General features: G+C 45.6%; 22 protein-coding genes. 13 read left to right on the forward strand and 9 right to left on the reverse strand.

The features are described from left to right. From Q0241_RS04880 to recA, 7 genes are all read left to right on the forward strand, one after another. On the forward strand, positions 1-183 hold a 183-nt coding region (locus Q0241_RS04880), incomplete at its 5' end, for a flagellar basal body rod C-terminal domain-containing protein (RefSeq protein WP_299373989.1). 21 nt (positions 184-204) lie between these two features. Then, positions 205-516, forward strand: a complete 312-nt coding sequence (gene fliE / locus Q0241_RS04885) for a flagellar hook-basal body complex protein FliE (protein ID WP_299373992.1) — start codon at positions 205-207, stop codon at positions 514-516. A gap of 46 nt (positions 517-562) precedes the next feature. Continuing rightward, complete coding sequence (gene fliQ / locus Q0241_RS04890; RefSeq protein ID WP_299373995.1) at positions 563-829, forward strand: flagellar biosynthesis protein FliQ; 267 nt, start codon at positions 563-565, stop codon at positions 827-829. A gap of 3 nt (positions 830-832) precedes the next feature. Beyond that, positions 833-1,591 (forward strand): flagellar biosynthetic protein FliR, encoded by a 759-nt coding sequence (locus tag Q0241_RS04895; protein WP_299373998.1) that lies wholly within the window; start codon positions 833-835, stop codon positions 1,589-1,591. A gap of 42 nt (positions 1,592-1,633) precedes the next feature. Next, entirely contained in the window at positions 1,634-2,695 is a 1,062-nt protein-coding gene (gene flhB / locus Q0241_RS04900) for a flagellar biosynthesis protein FlhB (protein WP_299374000.1), read from the forward strand. A 153-nt stretch (positions 2,696-2,848) separates the two neighbouring features. Beyond that, the gene (locus Q0241_RS04905; protein ID WP_299374002.1) at positions 2,849-5,200 is read left to right on the forward strand and encodes a PAS domain-containing sensor histidine kinase; all 2,352 of its coding nucleotides are present in this window, start codon (positions 2,849-2,851) and stop codon (positions 5,198-5,200) included. 192 nt (positions 5,201-5,392) lie between these two features. After that, positions 5,393-6,463 carry a recombinase RecA gene (recA, locus tag Q0241_RS04910; protein ID WP_299374004.1) on the forward strand — a complete coding sequence of 357 codons (1,071 nt, stop codon included), beginning with the start codon at positions 5,393-5,395 and terminating at the stop codon, positions 6,461-6,463. 91 nt (positions 6,464-6,554) lie between these two features. On the opposite strand, the gene Q0241_RS04915 is transcribed toward recA, so the two are convergent. Then, complete coding sequence (locus Q0241_RS04915; protein WP_299374006.1) at positions 6,555-7,085, reverse strand: invasion associated locus B family protein; 531 nt, start codon at positions 7,083-7,085, stop codon at positions 6,555-6,557. A 260-nt stretch (positions 7,086-7,345) separates the two neighbouring features. On the opposite strand from Q0241_RS04915, the gene alaS reads away from it, so the two are divergent. After that, on the forward strand, positions 7,346-10,000 hold the full coding sequence (gene alaS / locus Q0241_RS04920; protein ID WP_299374008.1) for an alanine--tRNA ligase: 2,655 nt from the start codon (positions 7,346-7,348) through the stop codon (positions 9,998-10,000). Between the two features lie 96 nt (positions 10,001-10,096). On the opposite strand, the gene Q0241_RS04925 is transcribed toward alaS, so the two are convergent. Next, a complete protein-coding gene (locus Q0241_RS04925) occupies positions 10,097-11,311 on the reverse strand; it encodes an MFS transporter (protein ID WP_299374010.1) in 1,215 nt (404 codons plus the stop codon). Positions 11,312-11,438: 127 nt separating this feature from the next. Between Q0241_RS04925 and Q0241_RS04930 the strand changes: the two genes are divergently transcribed. After that, positions 11,439-11,942, forward strand: a complete 504-nt coding sequence (locus Q0241_RS04930) for a methylated-DNA--[protein]-cysteine S-methyltransferase (protein ID WP_299374013.1) — start codon at positions 11,439-11,441, stop codon at positions 11,940-11,942. Between the two features lie 87 nt (positions 11,943-12,029). On the opposite strand, the gene Q0241_RS04935 is transcribed toward Q0241_RS04930, so the two are convergent. The 5 genes from Q0241_RS04935 to Q0241_RS04955 form a co-directional block, all read right to left on the reverse strand. After that, a complete protein-coding gene (locus Q0241_RS04935) occupies positions 12,030-12,872 on the reverse strand; it encodes a mechanosensitive ion channel domain-containing protein (protein ID WP_299374017.1) in 843 nt (280 codons plus the stop codon). A 161-nt stretch (positions 12,873-13,033) separates the two neighbouring features. Further along, positions 13,034-13,522: a peptidylprolyl isomerase gene (locus Q0241_RS04940; RefSeq protein ID WP_299374020.1), complete on the reverse strand. Its 489-nt coding sequence runs from the start codon at positions 13,520-13,522 to the stop codon at positions 13,034-13,036. A 188-nt stretch (positions 13,523-13,710) separates the two neighbouring features. Further along, positions 13,711-14,256, reverse strand: coding sequence for a peptidylprolyl isomerase (locus Q0241_RS04945; RefSeq protein ID WP_299374023.1), 546 nt, complete (start codon positions 14,254-14,256; stop codon positions 13,711-13,713). Positions 14,257-14,261: 5 nt separating this feature from the next. Next, positions 14,262-15,476: an NADP-dependent isocitrate dehydrogenase gene (locus Q0241_RS04950; RefSeq protein WP_299374025.1), complete on the reverse strand. Its 1,215-nt coding sequence runs from the start codon at positions 15,474-15,476 to the stop codon at positions 14,262-14,264. 106 nt (positions 15,477-15,582) lie between these two features. Next, positions 15,583-16,167: a TIGR00730 family Rossman fold protein gene (locus tag Q0241_RS04955; protein ID WP_299374027.1), complete on the reverse strand. Its 585-nt coding sequence runs from the start codon at positions 16,165-16,167 to the stop codon at positions 15,583-15,585. 306 nt (positions 16,168-16,473) lie between these two features. Here Q0241_RS04955 and Q0241_RS04960 point away from each other — a divergent pair, with 306 nt between their 5' ends. The 4 genes from Q0241_RS04960 (at position 16,474) to Q0241_RS04975 (ending at position 19,936) form a co-directional block, all read left to right on the forward strand. Beyond that, on the forward strand, positions 16,474-17,652 hold the full coding sequence (locus Q0241_RS04960; RefSeq protein WP_299374029.1) for a LysM peptidoglycan-binding domain-containing protein: 1,179 nt from the start codon (positions 16,474-16,476) through the stop codon (positions 17,650-17,652). Between the two features lie 138 nt (positions 17,653-17,790). Beyond that, complete coding sequence (locus Q0241_RS04965; RefSeq protein WP_299374032.1) at positions 17,791-18,489, forward strand: phosphatidylserine decarboxylase; 699 nt, start codon at positions 17,791-17,793, stop codon at positions 18,487-18,489. Then, positions 18,489-19,313 (forward strand): phosphatidylcholine/phosphatidylserine synthase, encoded by an 825-nt coding sequence (locus Q0241_RS04970; RefSeq protein ID WP_299374034.1) that lies wholly within the window; start codon positions 18,489-18,491, stop codon positions 19,311-19,313. Before Q0241_RS04965 ends, Q0241_RS04970 begins: the two co-directional genes overlap by 1 nt. Before the next feature lie 29 nt (positions 19,314-19,342). Then, on the forward strand, positions 19,343-19,936 hold the full coding sequence (locus Q0241_RS04975) for a CDP-alcohol phosphatidyltransferase family protein (protein ID WP_299374036.1): 594 nt from the start codon (positions 19,343-19,345) through the stop codon (positions 19,934-19,936). A gap of 56 nt (positions 19,937-19,992) precedes the next feature. Here the strand turns inward: Q0241_RS04975 and Q0241_RS04980 are convergent, their stop codons facing one another. Both Q0241_RS04980 and Q0241_RS04985 read right to left on the reverse strand, forming a co-directional pair. Next, complete coding sequence (locus Q0241_RS04980; RefSeq protein WP_299374038.1) at positions 19,993-23,199, reverse strand: efflux RND transporter permease subunit; 3,207 nt, start codon at positions 23,197-23,199, stop codon at positions 19,993-19,995. After that, the coding region (locus Q0241_RS04985; protein ID WP_299374040.1) for an efflux RND transporter periplasmic adaptor subunit at positions 23,196-24,273 on the reverse strand (1,078 nt) is incomplete at its 5' end. The genes Q0241_RS04985 and Q0241_RS04980, both read right to left, overlap by 4 nt.

Here is a 24,273-nt window from a genome sequence, read left to right on the forward strand (position 1 = left end):
AAAAGAGAATATTTGCCGGGACACCCGGCAGCTGACGAAGATGGGTATGTGCTTCAACCCAATGTGAACTCGTTAATCGAAATGACGGATATGCGCGAAGCACAACGAAGTTTTGAAGCAAACCTTCAGGCAATCCAAGCATCGAAAAGTATGTTGCAACGTACTTTGGAAATACTTCAGTAGAATAGGCGTAAGAGGATTTAGATGATGGCTGTAAATTTTGTTGATGCTGTAAACGCTTATAATCAGGCTGCTGAAAAAGGTCTTGTTGGAAAAAAAGAAAAATCTGATCCTGTTGGCGACGACTTTGCGTCAACATTGCGAGATGTTGCGACGGATACCTTGGGTACAATGCAAACGGCGGAAAATAAAACGTTGATGGCTGCGGCTGGTAAAGCGGATGTAACAGACGTGGTGACCGCGATGTCAGAAGCAGAGGTTACGTTGCAAACGGTTGTCGCTGTGCGTGACAAGGTTGTTCAGGCCTATCAGGAAATTTTGAGAATGCCAATTTGATTTGGCTAGTTAGTACATAACAGAACATTATTTTCACAGGTGGGGCATGAGTGAAACAGACGTCATTGAGTTTGGTAAAGAAGCCGTTTGGGTCATGCTTAAAATGAGTGCACCAACCTTGTCAGTTGCTTTGTTGGTTGGGTTAATTATTTCCCTGTTCCAAGCTTTAACGCAGTTGCAGGAAATGACGCTAACCTTTGTTCCCAAACTGATTATCATTAGCTTAACGCTTGTTGCGACGGCGCCGTTTATGGCGCAAACACTTGGGAATTTTACTGAACAAATTATGGATAAGATAGTCGCCCTGGGTTAAGTCATGCTCTATGATTTACTTCCTTCTAGCGTATATATCGTATTAATCGTCTTCACGCGTATTGGCAGTGCTATGATTCTGTTGCCAGGTTTTGGGGAATCATATGTTCCTCCCCGGGCCAGGTTAGCGTTAGCTATTTTAATCACTCTGGTTGTTGCCCCGTTGATAGCCTCTAGTATTCCCTCTATGCCAGAACAAATCTCCGGTTTGGGATTCCTAATTTTTAGTGAGGCTTTGATAGGTTTTTTTATGGGGACCGTTGCAAGGATGTTTTTAAGTGCAGCGGCATCTGCGGGCATGATTGCAGCGACAATGTCTTCTTTGGCAAACGCGTTGATTCAAGACCCTGTTTCTGCTCAACAAGCTTCAATTATGGGCACATTTTTAACCGCGATTGCTATTGTGTTGATTATGGTTTTGGATATCCATCATCTGTTTATTCTTGGCTTGGTAGATAGTTATGAGCTTTTTGTCCCGGGCCAGATATTACCGACGGGTGATTTTTCAAACATGATTGCTCGGGTTGTCGGTGATACGTTTATTCTGGCGACACGAATGGCGGCTCCTTTTATTGTCGTTGGGATGATATTTTTTCTAGGCTTGGGATTACTCGCGAAATTAATGCCGCAAATGCAGGTGTTTTTTGTGGCGATGCCGCTTCAAGTTGCAATGGGAATCACTGTCTTATTCCTTTCAGTGCCAGTCATGATAAAAGTCTATATGATTAGCCTAGAAGAGCATTGGATGGTGTTTGTGAAATGATGGGCACATCTATTTGTCTCTCAATTATAAAGAGGACGTGTCATGTCCGATGATAGTGATGAGTCCCAAAAAACAGAAGAACCAACCGCGAAAAAATTAGCTGATGCACGGCAAAAAGGTGATGTCCCTAAGTCTCAAGAATTGAACTCTTGGTTTTCATTTTTTGGTTTTTTGTTGTTTCTCAGTTTTTTCTCTGTCTGGATTAGCCAAGAACTGGGAGCAACGCTTGCTACTTTTTTAGAGCGACCAGATACAATAAGGCTTGAAACGGGACACATATTTGAGGCGACAACCTCTCTCATCAAAGATGTTGGCATTCTTTTTATTACACCTGCTGTTATCATGATTGCGTTTGCAATTGCATCGGGGTTAATGCAGCACGGTTTTTTGATATCATCTGAATCGTTAACCCCGAAGTTAAGTAAGATCTCACCACTTGCAGGATTCAAACGACTTTTTTCTCTTCAGTCAGTGATGAATTTAGTCAAAGGTCTGGCCAAACTTATTATTGTTGGCGGAATCATTGGCTTTGTTCTTTGGCCTAAACGTTCTGTCGTGCCCCAACTTTCAGAACTTAATGTGGCGCAGATGACAATAACACTTCTGGATTGGGCGACCCTGATCGTGATCGCCGTGGTTGCTGTAATGGCCGTAATTGCGGGGCTTGATTATCTGTATCAATATTTTGAATATATAAAAAAGCTCAAGATGACGAAGCAGGAAGTCAAAGACGAATCAAAACAGAGCGAAGGTGATCCGATGGTCAAGGGTCGCCTGCGTCAATTACGAATGGAAAAGGCCCGCCAGAGAATGATGGCCTCTGTTCCCAATGCTGATGTCGTCATAACGAACCCGACGCACTTTGCGGTTGCGCTAGAATACAACGGGATGATGATGGAGGCCCCTAAACTTACTGCAAAAGGGGTAGACGCTGTTGCTTTTCGTATCCGAAATGTCGCCGAAGAAAATAAAATTCCCGTGATGGAAAATCCCCCCTTGGCACGTGCACTTTATGCCGGGGTCGAGATTGATCAAGAGATCCCGCCAGAACACTATAAAGCAGTCGCCGAAATCATTGGTTACGTTATGAAACTCAAAAAATAACAAGAGTTCTTTGTAATCGAGAACCTTTCTTAAGCTATCCTGTTTGTTTTTAAACGATTTTCGGGTTAATCTTTCATTTACTGTCTTATTGTTTCTTTTCTAGGGCCCTAATTGTGGTCTTAAAAGAAGACATTTCGTGGGGGAAGCAGGGAAGTGTCACCTACTATCTGGATCGCAATCTGTAGCTTTTTAGCTCTGATCATACTTGCTCTTGGCTTTGTTGTCTGGCGATACAGAAAGATGCTTGCTTTGCGTCAGTACGCTTTTGCAGCAGTTCCTAGGCCAAGACAGATTGTGGATCCTAAAGGAAAGTGCCTTTTTGCAAATCCAGCGTTTGAAGATTTTTTTGGCGGTGATCTTAGGGCTGTTCCTGATTTGATTCTTGATGAGAGTAATGGTGATGAAGAAATCGGGCGCAAGCTGGCTACTCTCGAGCTTAATGCCAAGAATGGTGTTTCAGGACATGTCGAGATTGAAATACCGGGGGTTAGACCTGAACATAACGATGTTCAATGGCGCCATGTCGCGGCCTATCCCTTACCAAATCGACCGGGGTATGTGTTCTGGTTCGTCGACGATATTACGATGCGTCGTCAAATGGAAAAGGTCATTAATGACCAGCAGCAACGTTTTGTCGATCTTTTGGAAAATGCGCCAATTGGCTTTTTCTCTGTAGATGCGGATGGTTCGTTTCTTTTCGCAAACCAGACTTTGACCGATTGGTTGGGGTATTCATCATCTGAACTGGAAAGCGGGCAAATCAAGCTTCATGATATTGTTGCTGATGCTACTTTAGACAAGGTTCCAGCCTATCATCCCTTTGAGGATGTGGAGAGCCGATCTGGAGAAGTTTTTCTTAAAACAGCAGATGGGGAAAAGCGCATTCTTGCAGCGATCAGTCAGCATATTGCGGAAGGTAGTGGGGATAAGGGCTTTAGAACAAGATCCGTTGTACGGAATTTGACGCAAGAGCGTGAAATGGCAACGGCGCTGGAGCAGTCAGAAAAACGATTCCGTAAATTCTTTAATGAGGCCCCGGTTGGTATCGTTTTGCTGAATGAACGCGGTGTCATTACGGAAAGTAACAGGGCGTTTCAAGAACTGTTGGCGATAGCAGAGGAAGTTAAAGGAAAACCACTTCTTTCTTTGATTGGTGATGAAGAACGGGAAGCTGTCCGAGACGCTTTGGTCTCTGCAACGACTTATGAACGTAAGGCTATGGAAGTACACCTTACCGGAAATTCCGATACTGTTTGTAATATGAATGTTACGCATGTGGATGAAAATTCCGGACTGCCAAGTGGGTATATTCTGAATTTTACGGATACGACTGAACAGCGCAGTCTGGAAGCCCAGTTCGCACAATCACAAAAAATGCAGGCCGTTGGCCAACTGGCTGGTGGCATTGCGCATGACTTTAACAATCTGCTAACGGCGATGATTGGCTTTTCAGACTTACTGCTTTTACGTCATCGCCCGGGTGATCAATCATTTGCAGATATTATGCAGATTAAACAAAACGCGAACCGGGCGGCAAACCTGGTGCGTCAGTTACTGGCTTTCTCTCGTCAACAAACGCTTCAGCCTAGACGTTTGAATGTAACGGATATTATTGCTGAGCTTGCCCACCTTTTACGTCGCCTCATTGGTGAAACCATTGAGCTACGCATCACACATGGACGTGATTTGGGAGATGTGAAGGCTGATCAGGGGCAATTAGAGCAAGTTATTATTAACCTTGCTGTGAATGCGCGTGATGCTATGGATCAGGGGGGAGTTTTGGAAATTATCACATCAAATGTGATGGTTGATGCCCCTTATAAAGTTAAAGGCGAGGAAATCCCGCCCGGTGATTATGTTCTGGTAAAGGTGCAAGATACCGGACACGGTATTCCGACTGAAATTATCGACCGTATTTTCGACCCCTTCTTCTCAACTAAAGAAGTTGGGGCAGGCACCGGGCTGGGACTGTCCACTGTCTATGGTATTGTGAAGCAGTCGGGTGGTTTTGTTTTTGTTGATTCAACCGCGGATCAGGGAACTGTTTTTTCTTTACTGCTGCCGCATTTCCAAGAAGATGCGCAAGATCAGGAAGAGCTTGTTGCTGAAATACCAAAAGCACAGGATTTGACCGGGCGGGGGAATATTCTGTTGGTCGAAGATGAAGATGCTGTGAGGTCCTTTAGTGCGCGGGCATTAGAGAACAAAGGTTATAAAGTACTTGAGGCGAATTCGGGTGAAGCAGCACTTGAGATTCTTCAGCAAGACGGGGAAACCATTGATCTGGTCATAACAGATGTTGTGATGCCAAAGATGGACGGACCGACCTTGATCAAGACGCTTTATAAAACGCATCCGGATCTAAAAGTTATCTTCATTTCCGGCTATACGGAAGATTCCTTTCGTAAGTCGTTGGATGTAGATTCTGCTATTGAATTTTTACCCAAGCCCTTTAGCTTGAAACAGTTAGCTTCCAAAGTTAAGGATGTTCTTGCCGCGCAATAACGGTGTATTACAGCTCTCATTCTGGATATACATACTTAGGCAGCAATAGCTTATGTCTGTTTGACTAAAGAGAATAGGCTCTTTTGTATAAGAGTGTTCCCTTAATGTTCTTTTTTGTTGCTTGGTGGGAACAAAGAGGGTACATTGTTCTCGTTGCAGCAAGTGTGAGCCTGTGGGATAAGGGAGGCAACGATGGCACAAAACGTCTTACAGTTAGTGGAGAATAGCACGGTGGACAAACAAAAGGCATTAGATGCAGCCCTGGGACAGATTGAACGCGCTTTTGGTAAAGGCTCGATCATGAAACTGGGCGAGGGAAAGGCAGTTGAGACCGAAGTTATTTCCACGGGATCGTTGGGATTGGACATTGGCCTAGGCATAGGTGGTTTACCACGCGGGCGTATTGTCGAAGTTTACGGACCGGAGTCATCCGGTAAAACAACCCTAGCCCTGCATGTTGTTGCTGAAGCACAAAAAGCTGGTGGCACTTGTGCCTTTATTGATGCGGAACATGCTCTTGATCCTGCCTATGCAAATAAACTTGGAGTTGACGTCAGCGAGTTGCTGATTTCTCAGCCTGATGCCGGTGAACAAGCGTTGGAAATTACGGATACATTGGTACGTTCTGGCGCATTGGATGTGTTGGTTGTGGATTCCGTGGCTGCCTTGGTTCCTAAAGCTGAACTCGAAGGGGATATGGGCGACTCTCTTCCTGGTTTGCAAGCACGCTTGATGAGTCAGGCGATGCGTAAATTGACAAGCTCGATTTCCAAGTCCCGTACGCTGGTGATTTTTATTAACCAGATTCGTATGAAAAGTGGGGTGATGTTTGGTAATCCGGAAACGACAACAGGCGGTAACGCACTTAAGTTTTATTCTTCCGTTCGTTTGGATATTCGCCGTATTGGTGCGATTAAAGATCGTGAAAATATTACCGGTAACCAAACCCGGGTGAAGGTTGTTAAAAATAAAATGGCCCCTCCATTCCGGGTGGTTGAGTTTGACATTATGTATGGTGAAGGTATTTCCAAAACGGGTGAAATGCTTGATCTCGGTGTTCAAGCCGGCGTTGTTGAAAAGGCCGGTGCTTGGTTCTCTTGTGATGGACAGCGCATTGGGCAAGGGCGTGAGAATGCTAAAAAATTCCTGACGGACAATCCGGAAGTTGCGAAGAAAATTGAAACTGCTGTGCGTAAAAATGCAGGAATTGTTGCAAACGCAATGCTTGAAGGAAAAGAAGAAGACGAAACAGAGGACGCTTAACTCTCTTCCGTTTAGAAAACAAAAAAGGAGCCTGCAGCAGGCTCCTTTTTCTTTGGGTGTATAAATTTGATTTGAATTATCACCCCAAAAATTATGGATTGGTAACTCGTCCAAAAGCCTTTGTGAAACCTTTTAAAGAGAAGGGGATCGCAATCTTCTTTTTGACTGCATCAAAGAAGACAACTCGCCCTTCATTTTGGCTTTTAAATGTATTTAGAAGTTCATTATCAATCTGTATTTCAGACTGGCAGCCTGTTCTTAAGCAACGGATAAAAGGATATTGTCTTTTTAGCTGTGGCCCAACCTCAAGAGAAAAACCTTCGGGCAGGCGAATGCCTAATGGTAAGGTTAGAATAAGAGTGGTGATACCAGCTGTATTATTGTCTGGCCGTCCAACAGCAAGATTCAGCACAGGGCTAGGGTTGTCGCCGAGTGTCACATTATGAACGATGTAACACGTAAGGGGCTCATTTACCGTACAATGCGCGGCCCAGTTCCCAAAACGTTCGGTTGACCGTTGTGGTGCCTGTTGTTGGGCCGTGGCAATGGAGGACGTTGCTATCAGAAACAGACAACAGCTGGCAACAGTTTTGAAAATATTTCCGGTATTTATAAAGGCCATGGTTTTAGATTACCAGTTTACTAAATTAATGGTCGTGAATGTTGATTCACAAGATATGTGTTCTAGCTATATCGAATAATCATGGAAAATTAAAGGCAAGTTATAATAAGGGTTGTGTGAAGGTTGAGGCAGGGAAATTGTAATGCTGCAAGCGAAGTCTAGACAGAGCCTTGGCAGCACGTTAAAACCGCAGATAAGATTTTCCGTATTCTATTGTGAAAAGAATGCGTCCTGTCCAAGTTTTAGGGTAAGTGATTAAAATGATTACCGGCAATGAGATCCGTAGGGTCTTTCTCGACTATTTTGCAAAACATGGTCATCAAACAGTTGAATCTTCGCCACTGGTACCGCGAAATGATCCGACGTTGATGTTTACCAACGCAGGTATGGTGCAATTTAAAAATGTCTTTACCGGTAACGAGACACGTCCCTATAGCCGCGCGGCAACCTCGCAGAAATGTGTACGCGCAGGTGGTAAGCACAATGACCTCGAAAACGTAGGTTATACGGCAAGGCACCACACCTTCTTTGAAATGATGGGGAACTTTTCCTTTGGTGATTATTTCAAAGATGTGGCCATTGAACATGCCTGGAACCTGATCACAAAAGAATATGGTGTTCCCGAAGAAAAACTGTTGGTCACGGTCTATTCTGAAGACGAAGAAGCGGCGGCTCTCTGGCGTAAAATTGCTGGTTTGAGCGACGATCGTATTATCCGGATCTCGACAAGTGATAACTTCTGGTCGATGGGTCCTACAGGACCTTGTGGACCTTGTTCAGAAATTTTCTATGACCACGGGGATCACATTTTTGGTGGCCCTCCGGGTAGCCCGGATGAAGACGGCGACAGATTTATTGAAATCTGGAATCTCGTGTTTATGCAATATGAACAGATTGATGCCCAGACGCGGGTCGATCTGCCTAAGCCGTCAATTGACACCGGGATGGGACTAGAACGCATTACAGCTGTTCTTCAAGGCAAACACGATAACTACGATGTTGATTTACTTCGCACTATCATTGAAGCTTCGGCGCACGAGACTGGTGTCGATGCGGACGGGGATCATGCCGTTTCTCATCGGGTTATTGCTGACCACCTTCGTTCGACCGCGTTTTTGATTGCGGATGGGGTTTTGCCGTCTAACGAAGGACGTGGCTATGTTCTACGTCGTATTATGCGCCGTGCCATGCGCCATGTTCATAAACTCGGTGTTAAAGATCCGGCAATCTACAAGTTGGTTCCGTCTCTGGTTGGAATGATGGGGACTGCTTTCCCTGAATTGACCCGTGCAGAAGCTCTGATCACAGAAACCCTGAAACTGGAAGAAAATCGTTTTGGTCAAACTCTGGATCGGGGCATGAAATTACTGTCAGCTGAAACGGACAAGTTAGGTGACAAGGGTACGCTTAATGGTGAAGTTGCCTTTAAGCTCTACGATACCTATGGCTTCCCGCTTGATTTGACTCAGGATGTTTTGCGTGGACAGGGGCAAGCAGTTGATACCGAAGGTTTCAACGCGGCTATGGAACAGCAGCGTGCTGCTGCACGTAAGGCTTGGAGCGGTTCCGGCGATGCTGCGACAGAAAAAGTCTGGTTTGAAATACAAGAACGTGTCGGTGGAACAGAGTTCCTTGGGTATGATACGGAGACAGCCGAAGGCCAGGTTCTGGCAATCCTAAAAGATGGTGCCGAAGTTTCTACTGCAAAGACTGGTGATCAGGTGATGGTTATCACAAACCAGACACCGTTCTATGGTGAAAGTGGTGGGCAACAAGGGGATCACGGCCTGTTGTTCTCTGCCGAAGGTGCGGAAGTTACGATCAGCGATACACAGAAAAAACTGGGCAATTTATTTATTCATATCGGTAAAGTGACCCGTGGTGAAATCTCGGTCGATCTTGCGATGGAAATGAAGGTAGATGTGTCTCGTCGTTCTGCCCTGCGTGCTCATCACTCTGCGACGCACCTGTTACACGAAGCTCTTCGCCGACGTTTGGGGACACATGTAACGCAAAAAGGATCCTTAGTGGCAAAAGAACGTCTTCGTTTTGATATCAGCCAGCCAAAGCCTTTGGACCCAGATGATATTGCGACTGTTGAACGCGAAGTGAATGATTACATTCGTCGCAACGATCCGGTTACTACCCGTCTGATGACCCCGGATGAGGCAATCAAAGAAGGGGCGATGGCTCTCTTTGGTGAGAAGTACGGTGAGGAAGTCCGGGTTGTTTCCATGGGCGGTTCAGACAGCTCTACTGGCAGCGGGTATTACTCGACTGAGCTTTGTGGTGGTACGCATGTTAGAAGAACCGGAGATATTGGTTTCTTTAAAATCGTGTCCGAAGCGGCGCTTGCTTCTGGTGTTCGTCGTATTGAGGCGGTGACAGGTCAGGCTGCACTGGACTATGTATCCGCACAGGAAACCCAACTGGCTGCTGCTGCTGCGGCAATGAAGGCCTCACCTGCTGAATTGGAAGCACGTGTAACATCGCTTTTGGAAGAAAGAAAGCGGCTGGAGCGTGACTTGACCGATGCACGTCGTAAGCTTGCCGCTGGTGGCGGTGGCGCATCAGGTGATGCCGAATTCAAGGATGTAAACGGCATCAAAGTTGCTGCTCGGGTTCTAGAAGGCGTTTTGCCAAAAGACCTTAAACCAACAGCAGATGAGTTGAAGAAACAAATCGGTACTGGCGTTATTGTTCTGATTGCAGATACTGATGGTAAGGCCTCTATTGTTGTTGCCGTGACGGATGATCTCACCGACAAGGTTTCTGCGGTTGATTTGGTTCGTGCTGGTTCTGCGGCTCTTGGCGGCAAAGGCGGGGGCGGTCGCCCCGATATGGCGCAAGCCGGTGGTCCAGACGCTTCGAAAGCTCAAGATGCGATACAGGCAATCGAAACGTTGCTTGGTTGATTAGTATTTTGCTCAAGATAAAAGCTCCGCAGCTATGAAGGCTGCGGAGCTTTTTTTATGTCTTTAGATGTTTTGTTCGTAGCAAATCTATCAAGATCATTTTTTCCCATTGGCAAGTTTCAGGGCGTCAGGATGTTGGCGCAATTTTGCCATGGCCCAAACGCCGAGAAACGGTCCAATGGCTAAGGGAGCAAAGGCATAGTGCCAGCTTAGAAGATCAACGGCATAGGGCATCAAATGAATAGTGATTAGGGTGAGTGTAAACCCTAATGATGTTTGGAGTGTCAGCATTGTGCCTACGATCTCAGGCGGGGATAATTCCGCGACGGATGCTGAAAATTGAGCTGAATCTGCAATGATGCAGATACCCCACAGCACACAGAGCAATGTCAGCCATATGGGAGAAGCACCGAATAGAAGGCCAACCGTTAAAGCGCAGATACCGCTAATTAACATAGCTATAATGGTTAATGTGGTTCGTCCGAGCTTATCTGCTAAGTAACCTGTTGCCAAACAACCGATAGCCCCTGCTGCCATTGTGGCAAAGGTTGCCAGCTTGGCAAGATTGTGGGCAACGGTACTTTCCATCGTCAGCGAAAAGCTGGCGGTTAGGAATATCCCGATCCAAGCCCACATTGCATACAGTTCCCACATATGCCCTAGATAGCCAAGGTTTGCCAGACGAACTGATTTGATATTCCAGGCAGAGAGAATATGCCGTGGATGAAATTTGGGTGCTTTAGTATACGCAGGTCCGATTTTGAAAAAGAGGATGCCAATTGCAGCGGCAATAGCGCAAACCGAAGCTGTTGCAATTGTAAAGCGCCAGTCAATGCCGCCGATTGCATTGAATAGATGTGGGGAGGCTGATCCAAGAGTTAATGCGCCGACCAAAAGGCCGACAAGAAGACCCATATCGCCTTTTGCCCAGGTTGCGGCCATCCGCATGCCTACGGGATAAATTCCAGCCATACAAACCCCGGTGATAAAACGAAGGAGCGGCACAATTGTGTGGGTTGGTTCTATGATCAGTAGTAAAGCATTTGCCAAGGCTGCAATGATTGCAGAGCCAAGGAAAAAAAGTTTAGGCGGTAATCGATCGGCCAAGCCAAAGAGGGCAGAAGACAGACTACCAACCACAAACCCAACCTGAACTGCAGATGTGAAAAGCGCTTGCTGGAAAGATGTGAGGCTATATTCCTCTATTAATGAGGGGAGGACAGCGGATGCCGAAAACCAGAGTGCCATTGCAGCAACCTGACAAAGGGCAAGTATCGTTAGGGAAAACCATTTATCAGAATTACTTGTCATGTGTCTCTGGTAGGGTAAGAAGATTGATATTTTACAAAGTATTGAGCTGATCGCAATTTGTCGAACAGGAACTTTGTTTTGAAATCACGATCTTGTGTTGAGATCAAGTTATTATAAGGTATTTGTAATGTTACAAGATCTGATTTCTTATTCACGATATGAATCACCTATTGGCCAGATTCTATCATTTTATAACGATAATATCCTTTGCCACCTTGATTTCACGGATTGTCAGGATCGGTGGGGGAAGCTGTTGAATAGACGCTTTCCAAATTTGTTGTTGGAAGAAATTTCAGGGCTGTCTGATTTGGATATGCGGCTGGATGATTATTTTTCTAAATCTCCAACAGCTTTCGATGACTTGGCCATGGATACAGGCGGGACAGATTTTCAGAAACAAGTATGGGCTGCGTTGTGCAAAGTCCCCTTTGGAGCAAAGGAGACCTATAGCTCTATGGCGTCTATAATTGGCAAACCCAAAGCCGTCCGTGCCATGGCAGCAGCGAACGCTTTAAATCCAATTTCTATTGTTATTCCCTGTCACCGCATTGTTGGGAAAGATGGATCGCTGACGGGGTATGGGGGCGGGTTAGAACGTAAAAAAACGTTATTGCTACACGAACAGCTTTGATATCTTGGTGATACTAAACGATATGCAGCAGACGTCATAAAGGCCGCATGTAGCGGCCTTTATTAGTTCGTCTAATCTTTTCTAAGGTTACGCCTTAGCTTTAACATCAGAAATAATATGTAAATCGCGTTGTGGGAACGGGATAGAGATGCCTTCTTTGTCAAAGGCTTCTTTAATTGCCCGACGATTGTCACTCAACGCAGGCCAATAGTCTCCGCTGTCTGTCCAGTATCTGATATTCAGATCGACAGAACTTTCACCCAAACCGCTGATGATAACCTGTGCAGCTGGATCTTTGTGAACGCGTCCATCGCCAGAAAGTACAGCTAAAGCGACTTTCTCTGCTTTTGCGATATCGTCACCGTAACCAATGCCGATTGCCATGTCTGTACGGCGTTTACTGTTTCTGCTGTAGTTGGTCACAGTTGCAGACCAAAGCTTGGAATTAGGTACAGAAAGGTACAATCCGTCAACTGTGGTCATATGTGTGATGAACAGACTGATTTCTTCTACCGTTCCTGAAATACCATCGGCATCAACAAATTCACCAACTTTAAGAGGGCGAAGGAAAAGCAGCATAAAGCCAGCGGCGATGTTTTGCATTGTTCCTTGCAGAGCCAGACCAATTGCCAGACCGGCGGCTCCAAGAACAGCAATAATACTTGTTGTCTCAACACCGAAACGGGCCAAAACAGCAATCAATACAAAGACCATAATTGTATAACGGATGATCTTTACGATGACAGGTTTCAGGGTCGTATCAACTTTTCCTGACTTGGTTAGTAGCTTCTCAGTGTATTTTGCAACACGCCCGGCGACAAAAATACCAACAATAAGTATGGCCAGTGCGGCCAAAATTTCCAAAGAGAAATCTAATGCTGTTTGTGTAAGTTGTTCTACAAGCTGTGTGTATTCTTCGGTGATTGTCACAACCAAAGTTCCTCTTTCTAAGATTACAGGCTGTCCCCCGGATAAACCCTCATTGGACAAAACCCCCGCTGTGGATAATACAGCGAGGGTTTAAAAAAATCACCTAGTAAAAATACCAACCTTCGACAGGGGGGATATCCTTCTAGGGGTAGGGAAATTTATCAGATATCGGCAAGGACTTTGACGGATAACATACGATCAGGATCATCAACAGCACCACTGCCCGGAGCGCCTTTTTTGATACCATCTACCAGTTCCATACCATCGGTTACACGGCCCCAGACTGTATACTGGCCGTTAAGTGATGGCGCACTGTCAAACATGATGAAGAACTGGCTGTCGCCAGAATGTGGATTCTGTGCGCGGGCCATGCCGACGACACCACGTTCAAATGGTTCTTGTGTAAATTCTGCGCGCAGCTTTTTGCCTGAGCCACTTGTACCCGTTCCGGTTGGATCACCTGTTTGCGCCATGAAACCGTCAATAACACGGTGGAATACGATGCCATCGTAAAAGCCTTCGCGTGCAAGTTCTTTTATACGAGCAACGTGTGTTGGGGCTAGATCGGGAAGCATTTCGATGGTTACTTTACCCGTTTCAAGTTCGATAACGAGAGTGTTTTCCAGATCTGGTGTTGTTTCTTCTGTCATGGCTTAGGCCTTAAATAAGTGTGATAAACTAACAGCAAAATAGGTATTTGAGAGTACTTTTGCAAGGTAGCATCTTTATGGGGATAGGAATTCAAAAAGAGGAGAGGCGTTCATACTTCTTCTCGAAAATAAAAAGCGCTGTATCCATTGGGATTACAGCGCTTTTTTTGAGTTTTCTGGGCGGGTAGCTACTGAATGTCAGCAAGTACCTTTACAGAAATCATTTTGTCTGGGTTGCTAACTTTACCGCTGCCCTGGGCACCTTTTTTGATCGTATCGACATGTTCCATACCCTGTATGACTTTACCCCATACAGTGTATTTTCCATCAAGCGACGGCGTTCTTTTGAACATGATAAAGAACTGACTGTCCCCAGAATTTTCGCTTTGGGAACGTGCCATGCCGACAGTACCACGAACGTAAGGTTCACGGGAAAATTCAGCATTTAGTTTTTTACCAGATCCACCGGTACCAAGACCTTTAGGGTCACCGGTTTGTGCCATAAATCCTGCGATTACCCGATGGAATACAATGCCATCATAAAAGCCCTCGCGTGTCAGCTCTTTGATTCTCGCCACATGGTTTGGGGCAAGGTTGGGAAGCATCTCGATGAAGACGTTACCGGTTTTAAGTTCTATTACCAGTGTGTTTTCAGGATCTGCAGCCTGTGAAGTTGTTGACGCAAAGGTCAAGGCAAGAAGGCCAGCAAGTAAATTACGTAGGATTTTTGGCATATTTGTTAGCTCATTGCTTTCTGTAGATTAGTATCGATCGCATCCAGGAATTGATCTGTTGTCAACCAATCTTGATTAGGGCTGATCAGAAGCGCAAGATCTTTTGTCATCTTTCCAGATTCAACTGTGTCGATGCAAACTTTTTCAAGTGTTTCTGCAAACTCAACGACTTCCGGCGTTTCGTCAAATTGTCCACGGAATTTCAAGCCGCGAGACCATGCGAAAATAGAAGCGATTGGGTTTGTTGATGTGTCTTTGCCTTGCTGGTGCAGACGATAGTGGCGTGTCACTGTACCGTGCGCTGCTTCAGCTTCTACGGTCTGTCCATCGGGTGTCATCAGAACTGATGTCATTAGGCCAAGAGAACCAAAACCTTGTGCAACAGTATCAGACTGAACATCGCCGTCATAGTTTTTACAAGCCCATACAAAACCACCAGACCATTTCATGGCTGCTGCAACCATGTCATCAATCAAACGGTGTTCATAGGAAATACCTTTTGCCGCAAACTTATCAGCGAATTCGGTCTGATAAACTTCTTCGAACAGATCTTTAAAGCGTCCGTCGTAAGCCTTCAGAATGGTATTTTTTGTCGACAGATATACAGGCCAGCCAAGATCAAGGCCGTAGTTCATGCAAGCACGGGCAAAGCCACGGATGGATTCATCCAGGTTGTACATGCCCATTGCGACACCAGCTTCCGGAAACTCAAAGATCTCACGGGTAATTGGCTCACCACCGTCTTCTGGTTGGAAGGTCATGGTCAGTTTACCTGCGCCAGGAACAAGGAAGTCAGTTGCTTTATACTGATCACCAAACGCGTGACGTCCAATAACAATTGGTTGTGTCCAACCTGGGACTAGGCGTGGAACATTTTCCATGATAATTGGCTGACGGAAAACAGTACCACCAAGAATGTTACGAATGGTTCCGTTTGGCGAACGCCACATTTTTTTCAGGTCGAATTCTTCAACACGTGCTTCATCAGGTGTGATTGTTGCACACTTAACACCAACGCGATGCTCTTTGATGGCATTGGCGGCATCGACAGTGATCTGGTCGTCGGTTTCATCACGACTTTCGATGGAAAGATCAAAGTATTTCAGATCAACATCAAGATAAGGAAGAATGAACTTTTGTTTAATTTTTTCCCAGATGATCCGTGTCATCTCATCGCCATCGAGTTCGACGATTGGATTTTTAACCTTAATTTTGGACATGTTCGCCTCCTTGTTTGTCGGCTTGTTTCGTATAATTTGGGGAACTCACAGAGGAAAATAACAGTCTTTCGCTGCAGTGCAAGATAACTCGGAATAACAATTCATATCAAAGTTGCTTGAGATCCGTTTCAATATTGCTCTCTGGCATACTTTTTAGTTGGGTGAATACTTCTTCTATGTTGTTGACAACGCTATATATATCATCAGGGTTTTGCCTTAGATAACCTGCGGAAATTTGATGGTTGATTAGGTTCAAAAGCGGGGTCCAAAAATTTTCCAAATTGACAACGATCAAAGGTTTGTCATGCATGCCAAGCTGTTTCCAGGTCGCAATTTCGAAAAATTCATCCAGAGTTCCCAGGCCGCCAGGCAAGATGCAGAAGGCATCCGAGCGTTCAAACATTGCCATTTTACGGGTATGCATGGAATCAACAACGATCAATTCATTTACGTCTTTATGTGCAACTTCTAGTTTATCTAGGTATTCAGGTATTATCCCTGTTACGGTGCCATTATGAGCCAAAGCGCCATCAGCGACCCGCCCCATTGACCCAACACGACCGCCACCGTAGACAACTTCAATGTCATTTTCTGCTGCCATACGACCTAGCTGATGGGCTTTTGCGAGATGTTCATCGCTAACAAGGTTTGATGAACCACAATAAACACAGATAGATTTAATGTTGGTCATTGATAAATTCCTTTTCTTATTATTTTTGTGCTGAGTTGCAAAACGGCACGTAGATAACAGGGCTGGACCCTCTTCGACGTGCCGATGTTCTTATTATATCTTTAGTTTGAACAATGGCAATCATCTGGAAAAGGCAGACGAACAAGAGCTATGACATTTTTTGTTGTCTAAAAAATGTCATAGCTCTTGTTCTTTTCCCATAAGGACTTAACCTAGAGTTAGAAGAATGTTAGTCTGCGGGGAAATTTCCCACCCGCTTTGGCTATTGAATAGTATCAGTCAAGATAGAGATCTTAGGAGGCATCTTTGAGCCGTACCCTCATTGTTTCACTCGTAGCCGTTGTCGTTCTGTTAGGGGGCAGTGTCTCGATTTGGTATGTCTTGGATGATGATTCTGATTCTACTGTGGTCGTGGATAGCACGGGTTCTTCAAAGGATGCTCCTAAAAAGATTGTAAATAAACTTTCTGGGGAACCGAATACTTCCGAGCCAGTAGCGACCGAAAATAACGTTGCAACAAGTGATACGGTGCAAGTAAGTGAGTCTGAAACTTCTTCATCTGAAGACTCAGAGGAGAGCCAAAAGGCTGAAGAATCTGTCGCAGAAATAGAAACTGATGTTTCCGAGGCACAATCTTCTGATGAGGAACAAGCAACGGCAGTAATTGTTGACCCGTCTCTGTCTTTTGATGTGATTAGGGTTGAAAAGACGGGGGATACCGTTCTCGCTGGCAGGGCGCCCGCGGGGAGCGATGTACGCATTGTGGATGGAACAACCTTACTTGGAAGTGTACAGGCCGATGAAAATGGTCAGTGGGCCTATGTTCTAGAGACACCGCTCGCACCGGGGGCCCATGAACTGGGGTTGCAGGTTAATAATGAAGAAGAGGGCGTAAAACTCAAATCTGCTGAAGTCGCGATTGTTGATGTCCCCGTCGGGGATAAATCTGCGCTTGCTGTTCTTGTGCCAGAAGAAAAGGGCGGCGTATCAAAAGTGATACAGCTTCCCGAAAAGATAGAAGACGAAGGCATCAAAGATGGAGATCTGGCGCTGGATAGCGTTGATTATGACGATGCGGGTCAAACTGTTATCGGTGGAACATCACAGCCAGGACAAAAGGTTGTTGGTTATTTAAACAACGAATTTGTGGGGCAGGGTGTTACAGATGAAGAAGGGCGCTGGACTGTAGAAGCAGAAAAGAATGTTCAAGAAGGATTACATCAACTCCGCATTGATCAGGTTGATGGCGAAGGGAAAGTGATCGCGCGTGTCGAAATACCCTTCTCACGATCGGGTAAAGTTGAATCCCTTCCTGATGAACGAGTTGTGACTGTTCAACCGGGTAATAGTTTGTGGCGTATTTCACGTGCTATTTACGGAGAGGGCGCGCGTTATGCTGTTATCTTTGATCGAAATCAGGATCAGATCAGAAACCCGGATTTGATTTATCCAGGGCAAATTTTTGTCCTTCCCAAAGAAAATTAAGTCATAATTCGACGTAAAATTAAGAGATTTTCGGAAAATACCTTACATTGGACCTCGTAATACAGTATTACAGCCCAAATGTTATATGTAGCTCATACTTCGAATACAGAGCTACGTCACTTATTGTTAGAATATTGAATGGAGACGGCAGTGCTGAAGCACATTCTAGTGCCTATTAATAAAGCTGGTTGGCCTTTTGTCGGCGGCGCACTTGCGCTAAGTGTTGGATTTGCTTTGATATGGAAGCCTTTGGCAATAGTCGGGCTAATCATCGCAGCATTCTGTACTTATTTTTTCCGGGACCCGGAAAGACAGACGCCAGTTCGTGAAGGCCTTGTTGTCAGTCCTGCTGATGGGCACGTAAGTGCCGTTGAAACGGCAGTTCCACCCGCTGAGTTGAATATGGGGACCGAGCCACGAATGCGTGTTTCTGTTTTCCTCAGTGTTTTTGATGTGCACGTTAACCGCGTTCCGACTGCAGGTAAAATTACAGAGCTGGCCTATCATCATGGTGCTTTCCTTAACGCAGCACTTGATAAAGCTTCCGAGCTTAATGAGCGCATGTCCGTCAAAATGGAAACCAATGACGGTAAAGAGATCGCGTTTGTTCAGATCGCTGGTCTGATCGCGCGCCGTATTATTTGTAATCTGACGTTGGAACAAGAAGTTAAAACGGGGGAACGTTTTGGTCTGATCCGTTTTGGCAGCCGTACAGATATTTACCTACCAGACGGTGTTGCGCCGCTTGTTTCTGTTGGGCAGCAAATGATTGGTGGCGAAACTGTGATTGCCGATCTTCTGTCTGATGAATCACAACGCGAAACAGAGGTACGCTAATGTCTGGTCTCAAGCGTCGTCGTCGACTTCATGGATTTTCTGTAAATCGCCTGATACCAAACGCCATTACTTTGATGGCACTTTGTTCGGGTTTATCTGCGATCCGTGCGGCGCTTGAGGGGAACTGGAAACTGGCTGTTATCGGTATCGTTGTTGCAATGATACTTGATGGTTTGGATGGCCCCGTTGCCCGCTTGATGAAGGGAACAAGTGAATTTGGTGCACAACTTGATTCACTTGCTGACTTTGTCAATTTTGGTGTTGTTCCTTCGTTGGTTATTTATCTATGGGCAATGGATGGTACAGGTGGACTTGCTTGGGCTGTTTCTCTTTTCTTTGCGGTCTGTTGTGGTATGCGGTTAGCCCGGTTTAACACCAGCTTGCTGGATGAAAATCCTCCTCCATGGGCATCCAAGTTTTTTACAGGTATTCCTGCCCCTTGTGGCGCAGGGCTTGTGCTTATTCCTGTTGTCCTGTCATTCGAACTGGGCGATGATATTTTTCGCTCGTCTATTCTGAATGGTGTGATGTTGGTTGCTGTGGGCGCACTTTTTGTCAGTACAATCCCGACCTATTCATCCAAACGTATTCGCATCCCAAGACGGTATGTTGGTCTTGTCCTGTTGGGCTTTGCTGTTTGTATTATGTTCTTATACAGCACGCCTTGGGTTTTTCTAAGTGTTGCGGGCATCGGGTATCTGGTTTCTATCATTCTGGCCCAGTTTTCTTATCAGGCAACCCGTAAGAAAATGTTGGCTCAGGAAGAAAAAGATTCCGAGGATGAGAAAACGTCAACCGACGATACAACTTCTGAAAAAGAATAAGTTTCAGGCGCGTTATGTTTGATGCTTGGATGAGAACGAAAATTGACCCTCCCCTTGATAAAATAGGGGAGGTTCTTTCACGTTCAGGGCTGGGCGCTAATCAAATAACCTGGATTGGCTTTGTTGGGGGGATGCTCGTCGTCCCTGCGCTTGCCACCGAATCTTACTATCTGGCTATAATAGCGATTGCTTTTAACAGGCTTTGTGACGGTCTGGACGGCGCTGTTGCCAGAAAACAGGGTATCACCGATCTGGGGGGGTATCTTGATATCACCCTCGATTTTATTTTCTATTCGGCTGTTGTTTTTGGTTTTGCCTTGGCGATGCCTGAAGAAAATGGGCTGGCAGCGGCATTCCTTATTTTCTCATTTATGGGAACCGGGGCGTCGTTTTTATCTTTTGCCATCGTTGCCGCTAAGAAAAATATTTCCACTGATATCCGCGGAAAAAAAAGTATCTACTATCTTGGTGGCTTGACCGAGGGGACTGAGACCATTCTGCTTTTTTTCGCTCTATGTCTCTGGCCGGATAAGTTTGCCTTGATGGCGTGGTTTTTTGGCGCGCTATGCTGGTTGACGACCAGCTTCAGAATACACGCAGCTCTTAGTCTTTTTGACGATTAAATCAAAAAAGCCAGTAACAAGTACCGGCTTTTTTGATGGAAAAATATCTACCCATTTTATTCGGCTGGTATCGCCTTTTCATCGTCTGAGTTTTCTGGTTCAGATGGTGTGTCATCCTTTTTAAATTTTGCTTTAAGACGGTTTACAAGATTTCGGCTGTTTACCCGGACCATCAAAGAGCAGGGGGTAATCACAAGCGTGAGAATAGTTGCAAAACAAAGGCCGAATGCAATTGCTGTGGCCAATTGAGTCCACCATTGTGTAGAGGGGGCGCCGACTTGAACCGTTCTGTTGATCAGATCAATGTTGGTCGCGAGAACCATTGGCATCAGACCAAGAATAGTTGTGATTGTTGTCAACATTACGGGGCGGAGGCGCTGTGCACCTGTACGGATAATCGCTTCTTTCTGATCTTTGAATTTAGTCGAAACATAATCAAAGGTATCTATGAGAACGATATTGTTATTCACAACAATACCTGCCAGTGCAATCACGCCAATGCCTGACATGACAATGCCAAAGGGTTGATCGGTGATTAGAAGACCGATTAAAACGCCGATTGTTGACATGATCACAGCTGACAGAATAAGGAACGCACTGTAGAAGCTGTTGAACTGCGTTACCAGAATGATCGCAATCATAAAAAGGGCAACCCCAAAAGCTTTTACCAGAAAATCCTGAGATTCCTGTTGATCTTCGTTTTCTCCCTTGAACTGAATTGTTACCCGGGGATCAAGTTCCTGCGACGACATCCATTCGGTTAATTCCTTGACCTTATCATCAGCCAGAACACCGGGGGCAATATCGGATTTTACCGTTGCAACCCGTTGGCTGTCCACACGGTTGATAACACCAACTTTTGGTGCGGCTGTCCGCGTAATAAAATTGGATATAGGGATCAATCCAGCATTTGTTTGTATTTTGATTTGATCTAGATGTTCAATGTTCCGATTGCTTCGGGGAAGACGAACGACCAAATCAATTTCTTCATCACTGTCATCCGGGCGATAACTACCAAGTTTCATTCCATTCGTAATCATTCGGATGTAGCTACCGATCAAGGCAATGTCTGCACCGAATTTCGCTGCTTGTGCACGGTCAACATCAATGCGCCATTCAATGCCGGGGACTGGCAGGCCATCTTCTATATCGACAAAGCCATTCGCTTCTCTTAGATGGTGCGCAACTTTATTGGCCCAGGGGTAAACGAGACTAGGTTCGCTTGATGCTATTTCTATCTGAATTGGCTTTCCGGACGATGGTCCTTTGTCTTCTTTTCTTGGCTCTACAGAAATGCCACCCAAAATGGCTGTTCGTTCGCGAATTTCTGCTAGGATTTCATCTGCCGATCGTCGGTTGAACCAATCGGTAAATTCCATCTGGATGTTACCAATTACGTCTTCTGGCTGTTCGCTGCTTGTTGAACTCTCTGCATTGGTGCTGACATAAATATTATGTAGCTCATGCCTTTCGTTCTGAAGATCAAGCACAATTTGTTCAACCTGTCTGACAAGGTGATCGCGTTCATCAATGGACATGTTGCCCTGGGCGCGGACCTGAAGAACCGCATTATCAGGTTCAATATCCGGGAAGAATTCGACACCCTTGCCAAAACTGCTGTAGAGCATAATGACGCCGATTAGTGAGGCAAAAGTCAGTGTTGCAATTGTGCCCGGAATTTTGAGGACCAAATGCATCAGTTTGATATAAAGACCAGTAAAACCCGTTACCGCATTTAAATCACCGGTTTCTGATGCCGCCAGATTTTCCATAGACTTTTTATCTGCAGCACCGCCGGCTTTCCCAATTAATCCACCGATCGTTGGAACGACAATCAGTGCCATAACCAAGGAAGCACTTAGGGTTGCGATGAGGGTTATGGGCATGAATTTCATAAACTCGCCCATTATGCCGGGCCAGAAAATAAGAGGGGCAAAAGCTGCTAGGGTGGTTGCCGTTGATGCTATGATCGGCCATGCCATGCGCAGACTTGCTTGCTTGTATGCCTCTTTTCTCGGCAATCCTTCGCTCATCTTGCGGTCTGCAAATTCAGTCACAACGATAGCGCCATCAACCAGCATGCCCACCGATAGAATCAAACTAAAGAGCACCACAACATTGACCGTTAATCCTGCGGCATGAAGGATCATAATCGATGCAAGAAAAGATCCTGGTATGGCAATTCCAACAAGAATGGAAGATCTGAATCCCAAAGCAGCGACAACAACGATCATAACAAGAATAATTGCAGAGAGAACGTTGTTTTGCAGGTCCTGTAACATGGTACGGATACCAGTTGATTGGTCTTGGCTGTAGGAAACGTCAATAGATTCAGGCCACAAGGTTTGTTGTTGACTGACAACTGCGCGGACTTGTTCGATTGTTTCGATAATATTTGTGCCTGTTCGCTTTGATATTTCCATGGTCAAAGCGGGCTTGTTGTTGACCCGGGCGTACTCTGTTGTGTCTTTAAATGTTTTCCGAAGAATACCGATGTCTTTGACCCTAACAACAGCATCGCCATTGACTTTTACAGGCATATTTAAAATATCTGTAGTGTCCTCGAACAAGCCAGGGACCTGAATTGCGAAACGGCCTTGGCCTGTATCCAAAGATCCTGCTGCAACAACAAGGTTGGATTTTCCCACGGCCGTTATAATGTCGTTAGCGTCAAGGTTATAGCTTTCAAGAACAAGGGGATCGACGACAATTTCGATCAATTCATCTCTGTCACCGACCAACTTGGCTTCGAGAACATTTGGAATGGATTCCAACTTGTCTTGTAGGTTTTTGGCTATGGCAAGCAATGCTCTCTCTGGAACGTCACCGGACAAATTGACAACCAAGATGGGGAACAAGCTGAGGTTAACCTCGTGCACAGATGGCTCATCTGCATCATCGGGGAGTTCTGCTTTGGCAATGTCGACCTTTTCTCTGACATCCGTTAGCGCAAGGTCAATATCTGAACCAGCTTCGAATTCCATGACGACATTACCGCCGCCAAGAAAAGAGCTAGATCGCATTTCTTTCACGCCCTCGATACTACGAAGCTCTTTTTCCATCGGCTTGAGCAGCAGGCGTTCAGCATCAACCGGAGAGATTCCTTCGTGATGCATACTGACGTAGATGATCGGAATGGTGATGTCCGGGTTATCTTCTTTCGGTATTGTGACGTAAGACACTGCGCCGGCTATAAGAACGAGGATCAGACCCAGTATTACTGTGCGCGAGCGTCCGAGAGCACCAGAAATGATATTGGTCATGACTGTTCTGCTCCAGGCGTCGTCTCTCGGTCTTGTTTTAATGAAGTTATTGGTTTCAGTTCTTTGAGAGTGTCAGCATCAATTGCTTTTACTTCCTGACCGTCCTTGATCAATTCTTGGCCAATCACCACAAAGGTAACGTCCTTAGGGAGGCCGCCAAGCCACAAGCCATTCGTTGTGTTCTCAAGAATACTGGCTTCTCTGAATTCTATAATATTGTCGGGGCCCAGTGTTTTTACACCAATTGCGCCGTCGGAATTGATGGTCAGGATGCCCGGCGATACTTTGTGGGCTTGCATGCTATTGAGGGTAAGTACAGTTTCTGCTGTAATACCATCTGCAATTTTGAATTCAGGATTGGGGACGGCGACTTCGATGCGAAAAGTTCGGGTCGTTGCATCAGCCATCGAAGCAATATACTTAACTTTACCTTCGATAATTTGCCCTGTGATCAAACGTACCTTGGCCGTGTGTCCAACAGATATAAAGGGCACAAGTCTCTCGCTCACGTCTGAGACCACGAGTATTGTTGACAGGTCAACAATTGTACCAATCGTATCGCCTACATCGACGTACTCACCAATTTCCACTGTGCGATTATTCAAGACACCCGTAAAGGGGGCAGGTATAAGTGTGTTTGAAAGATCGACCTGTGCACGTCTTAATTCAGCTTGTGCTGATTCCAGTGATGCTTTACTGGCAGCAAGTTTTGTTTCTGCTTTAAAACCTTTTTGAGAGAGACGCTTTGCGGCTTTGTATTCAATAGCACGTTGTTCTTGCAAAGCTTTGAATTCCTGCACTTTAGCAGAACGTTCATTGACGTCTAGCTTGGCAACAAGCTTTCCTGCTTCGATCGTGTCACCTTTGTTGACAGCCAGGTCGATGATCTTCCCACTTGCTTCGCTTTTTATTTCGACAGTCCGAAGGGCTTCGGTTCTGCCGCGCACTGTCAAATAACGAGTGTAGGGGACTGCTGTTTGGCTTTGGACGCGTACGGAAGGTATTTTTGCGTCGACAGAAAGATTAACCGGGGGCTTTTTGATCTCAGGTTGTCCTGCTTCACTAGTTTCAGAA

The organism is uncultured Kiloniella sp. (assembly GCF_937128705.1).
Taxonomy (GTDB): Bacteria; Pseudomonadota; Alphaproteobacteria; order Kiloniellales; family Kiloniellaceae; genus Kiloniella.

Bases quoted from the DNA above. Each gene is read 5' to 3' on its own strand.
- fliQ (WP_299373995.1), top strand. From the start codon at position 563: ATGAGTGAAACAGACGTCATTGAGTTTGGTAAAGAAGCCGTTTGGGTC.
- Q0241_RS04945 (WP_299374023.1), bottom strand. From the start codon at position 14,256: ATGCCAAAAATCCTACGTAATTTACTTGCTGGCCTTCTTGCCTTGACC.
- Q0241_RS04970 (WP_299374034.1), top strand. From the start codon at position 18,489: ATGTCTGGTCTCAAGCGTCGTCGTCGACTTCATGGATTTTCTGTAAAT.
- Q0241_RS04965 (WP_299374032.1), top strand. From the start codon at position 17,791: ATGGAGACGGCAGTGCTGAAGCACATTCTAGTGCCTATTAATAAAGCT.
- Q0241_RS04895 (WP_299373998.1), top strand. From the start codon at position 833: ATGCTCTATGATTTACTTCCTTCTAGCGTATATATCGTATTAATCGTC.
- Q0241_RS04980 (WP_299374038.1), bottom strand. From the start codon at position 23,199: ATGACCAATATCATTTCTGGTGCTCTCGGACGCTCGCGCACAGTAATA.
- fliE (WP_299373992.1), top strand. From the start codon at position 205: ATGATGGCTGTAAATTTTGTTGATGCTGTAAACGCTTATAATCAGGCT.
- alaS (WP_299374008.1), top strand. From the start codon at position 7,346: ATGATTACCGGCAATGAGATCCGTAGGGTCTTTCTCGACTATTTTGCA.
- Q0241_RS04915 (WP_299374006.1), bottom strand. From the start codon at position 7,085: ATGGCCTTTATAAATACCGGAAATATTTTCAAAACTGTTGCCAGCTGT.
- Q0241_RS04955 (WP_299374027.1), bottom strand. From the start codon at position 16,167: ATGACCAACATTAAATCTATCTGTGTTTATTGTGGTTCATCAAACCTT.
- Q0241_RS04925 (WP_299374010.1), bottom strand. From the start codon at position 11,311: ATGACAAGTAATTCTGATAAATGGTTTTCCCTAACGATACTTGCCCTT.
- Q0241_RS04930 (WP_299374013.1), top strand. From the start codon at position 11,439: ATGTTACAAGATCTGATTTCTTATTCACGATATGAATCACCTATTGGC.
- flhB (WP_299374000.1), top strand. From the start codon at position 1,634: ATGTCCGATGATAGTGATGAGTCCCAAAAAACAGAAGAACCAACCGCG.
- Q0241_RS04950 (WP_299374025.1), bottom strand. From the start codon at position 15,476: ATGTCCAAAATTAAGGTTAAAAATCCAATCGTCGAACTCGATGGCGAT.
- recA (WP_299374004.1), top strand. From the start codon at position 5,393: ATGGCACAAAACGTCTTACAGTTAGTGGAGAATAGCACGGTGGACAAA.
- Q0241_RS04940 (WP_299374020.1), bottom strand. From the start codon at position 13,522: ATGACAGAAGAAACAACACCAGATCTGGAAAACACTCTCGTTATCGAA.
- Q0241_RS04975 (WP_299374036.1), top strand. From the start codon at position 19,343: ATGAGAACGAAAATTGACCCTCCCCTTGATAAAATAGGGGAGGTTCTT.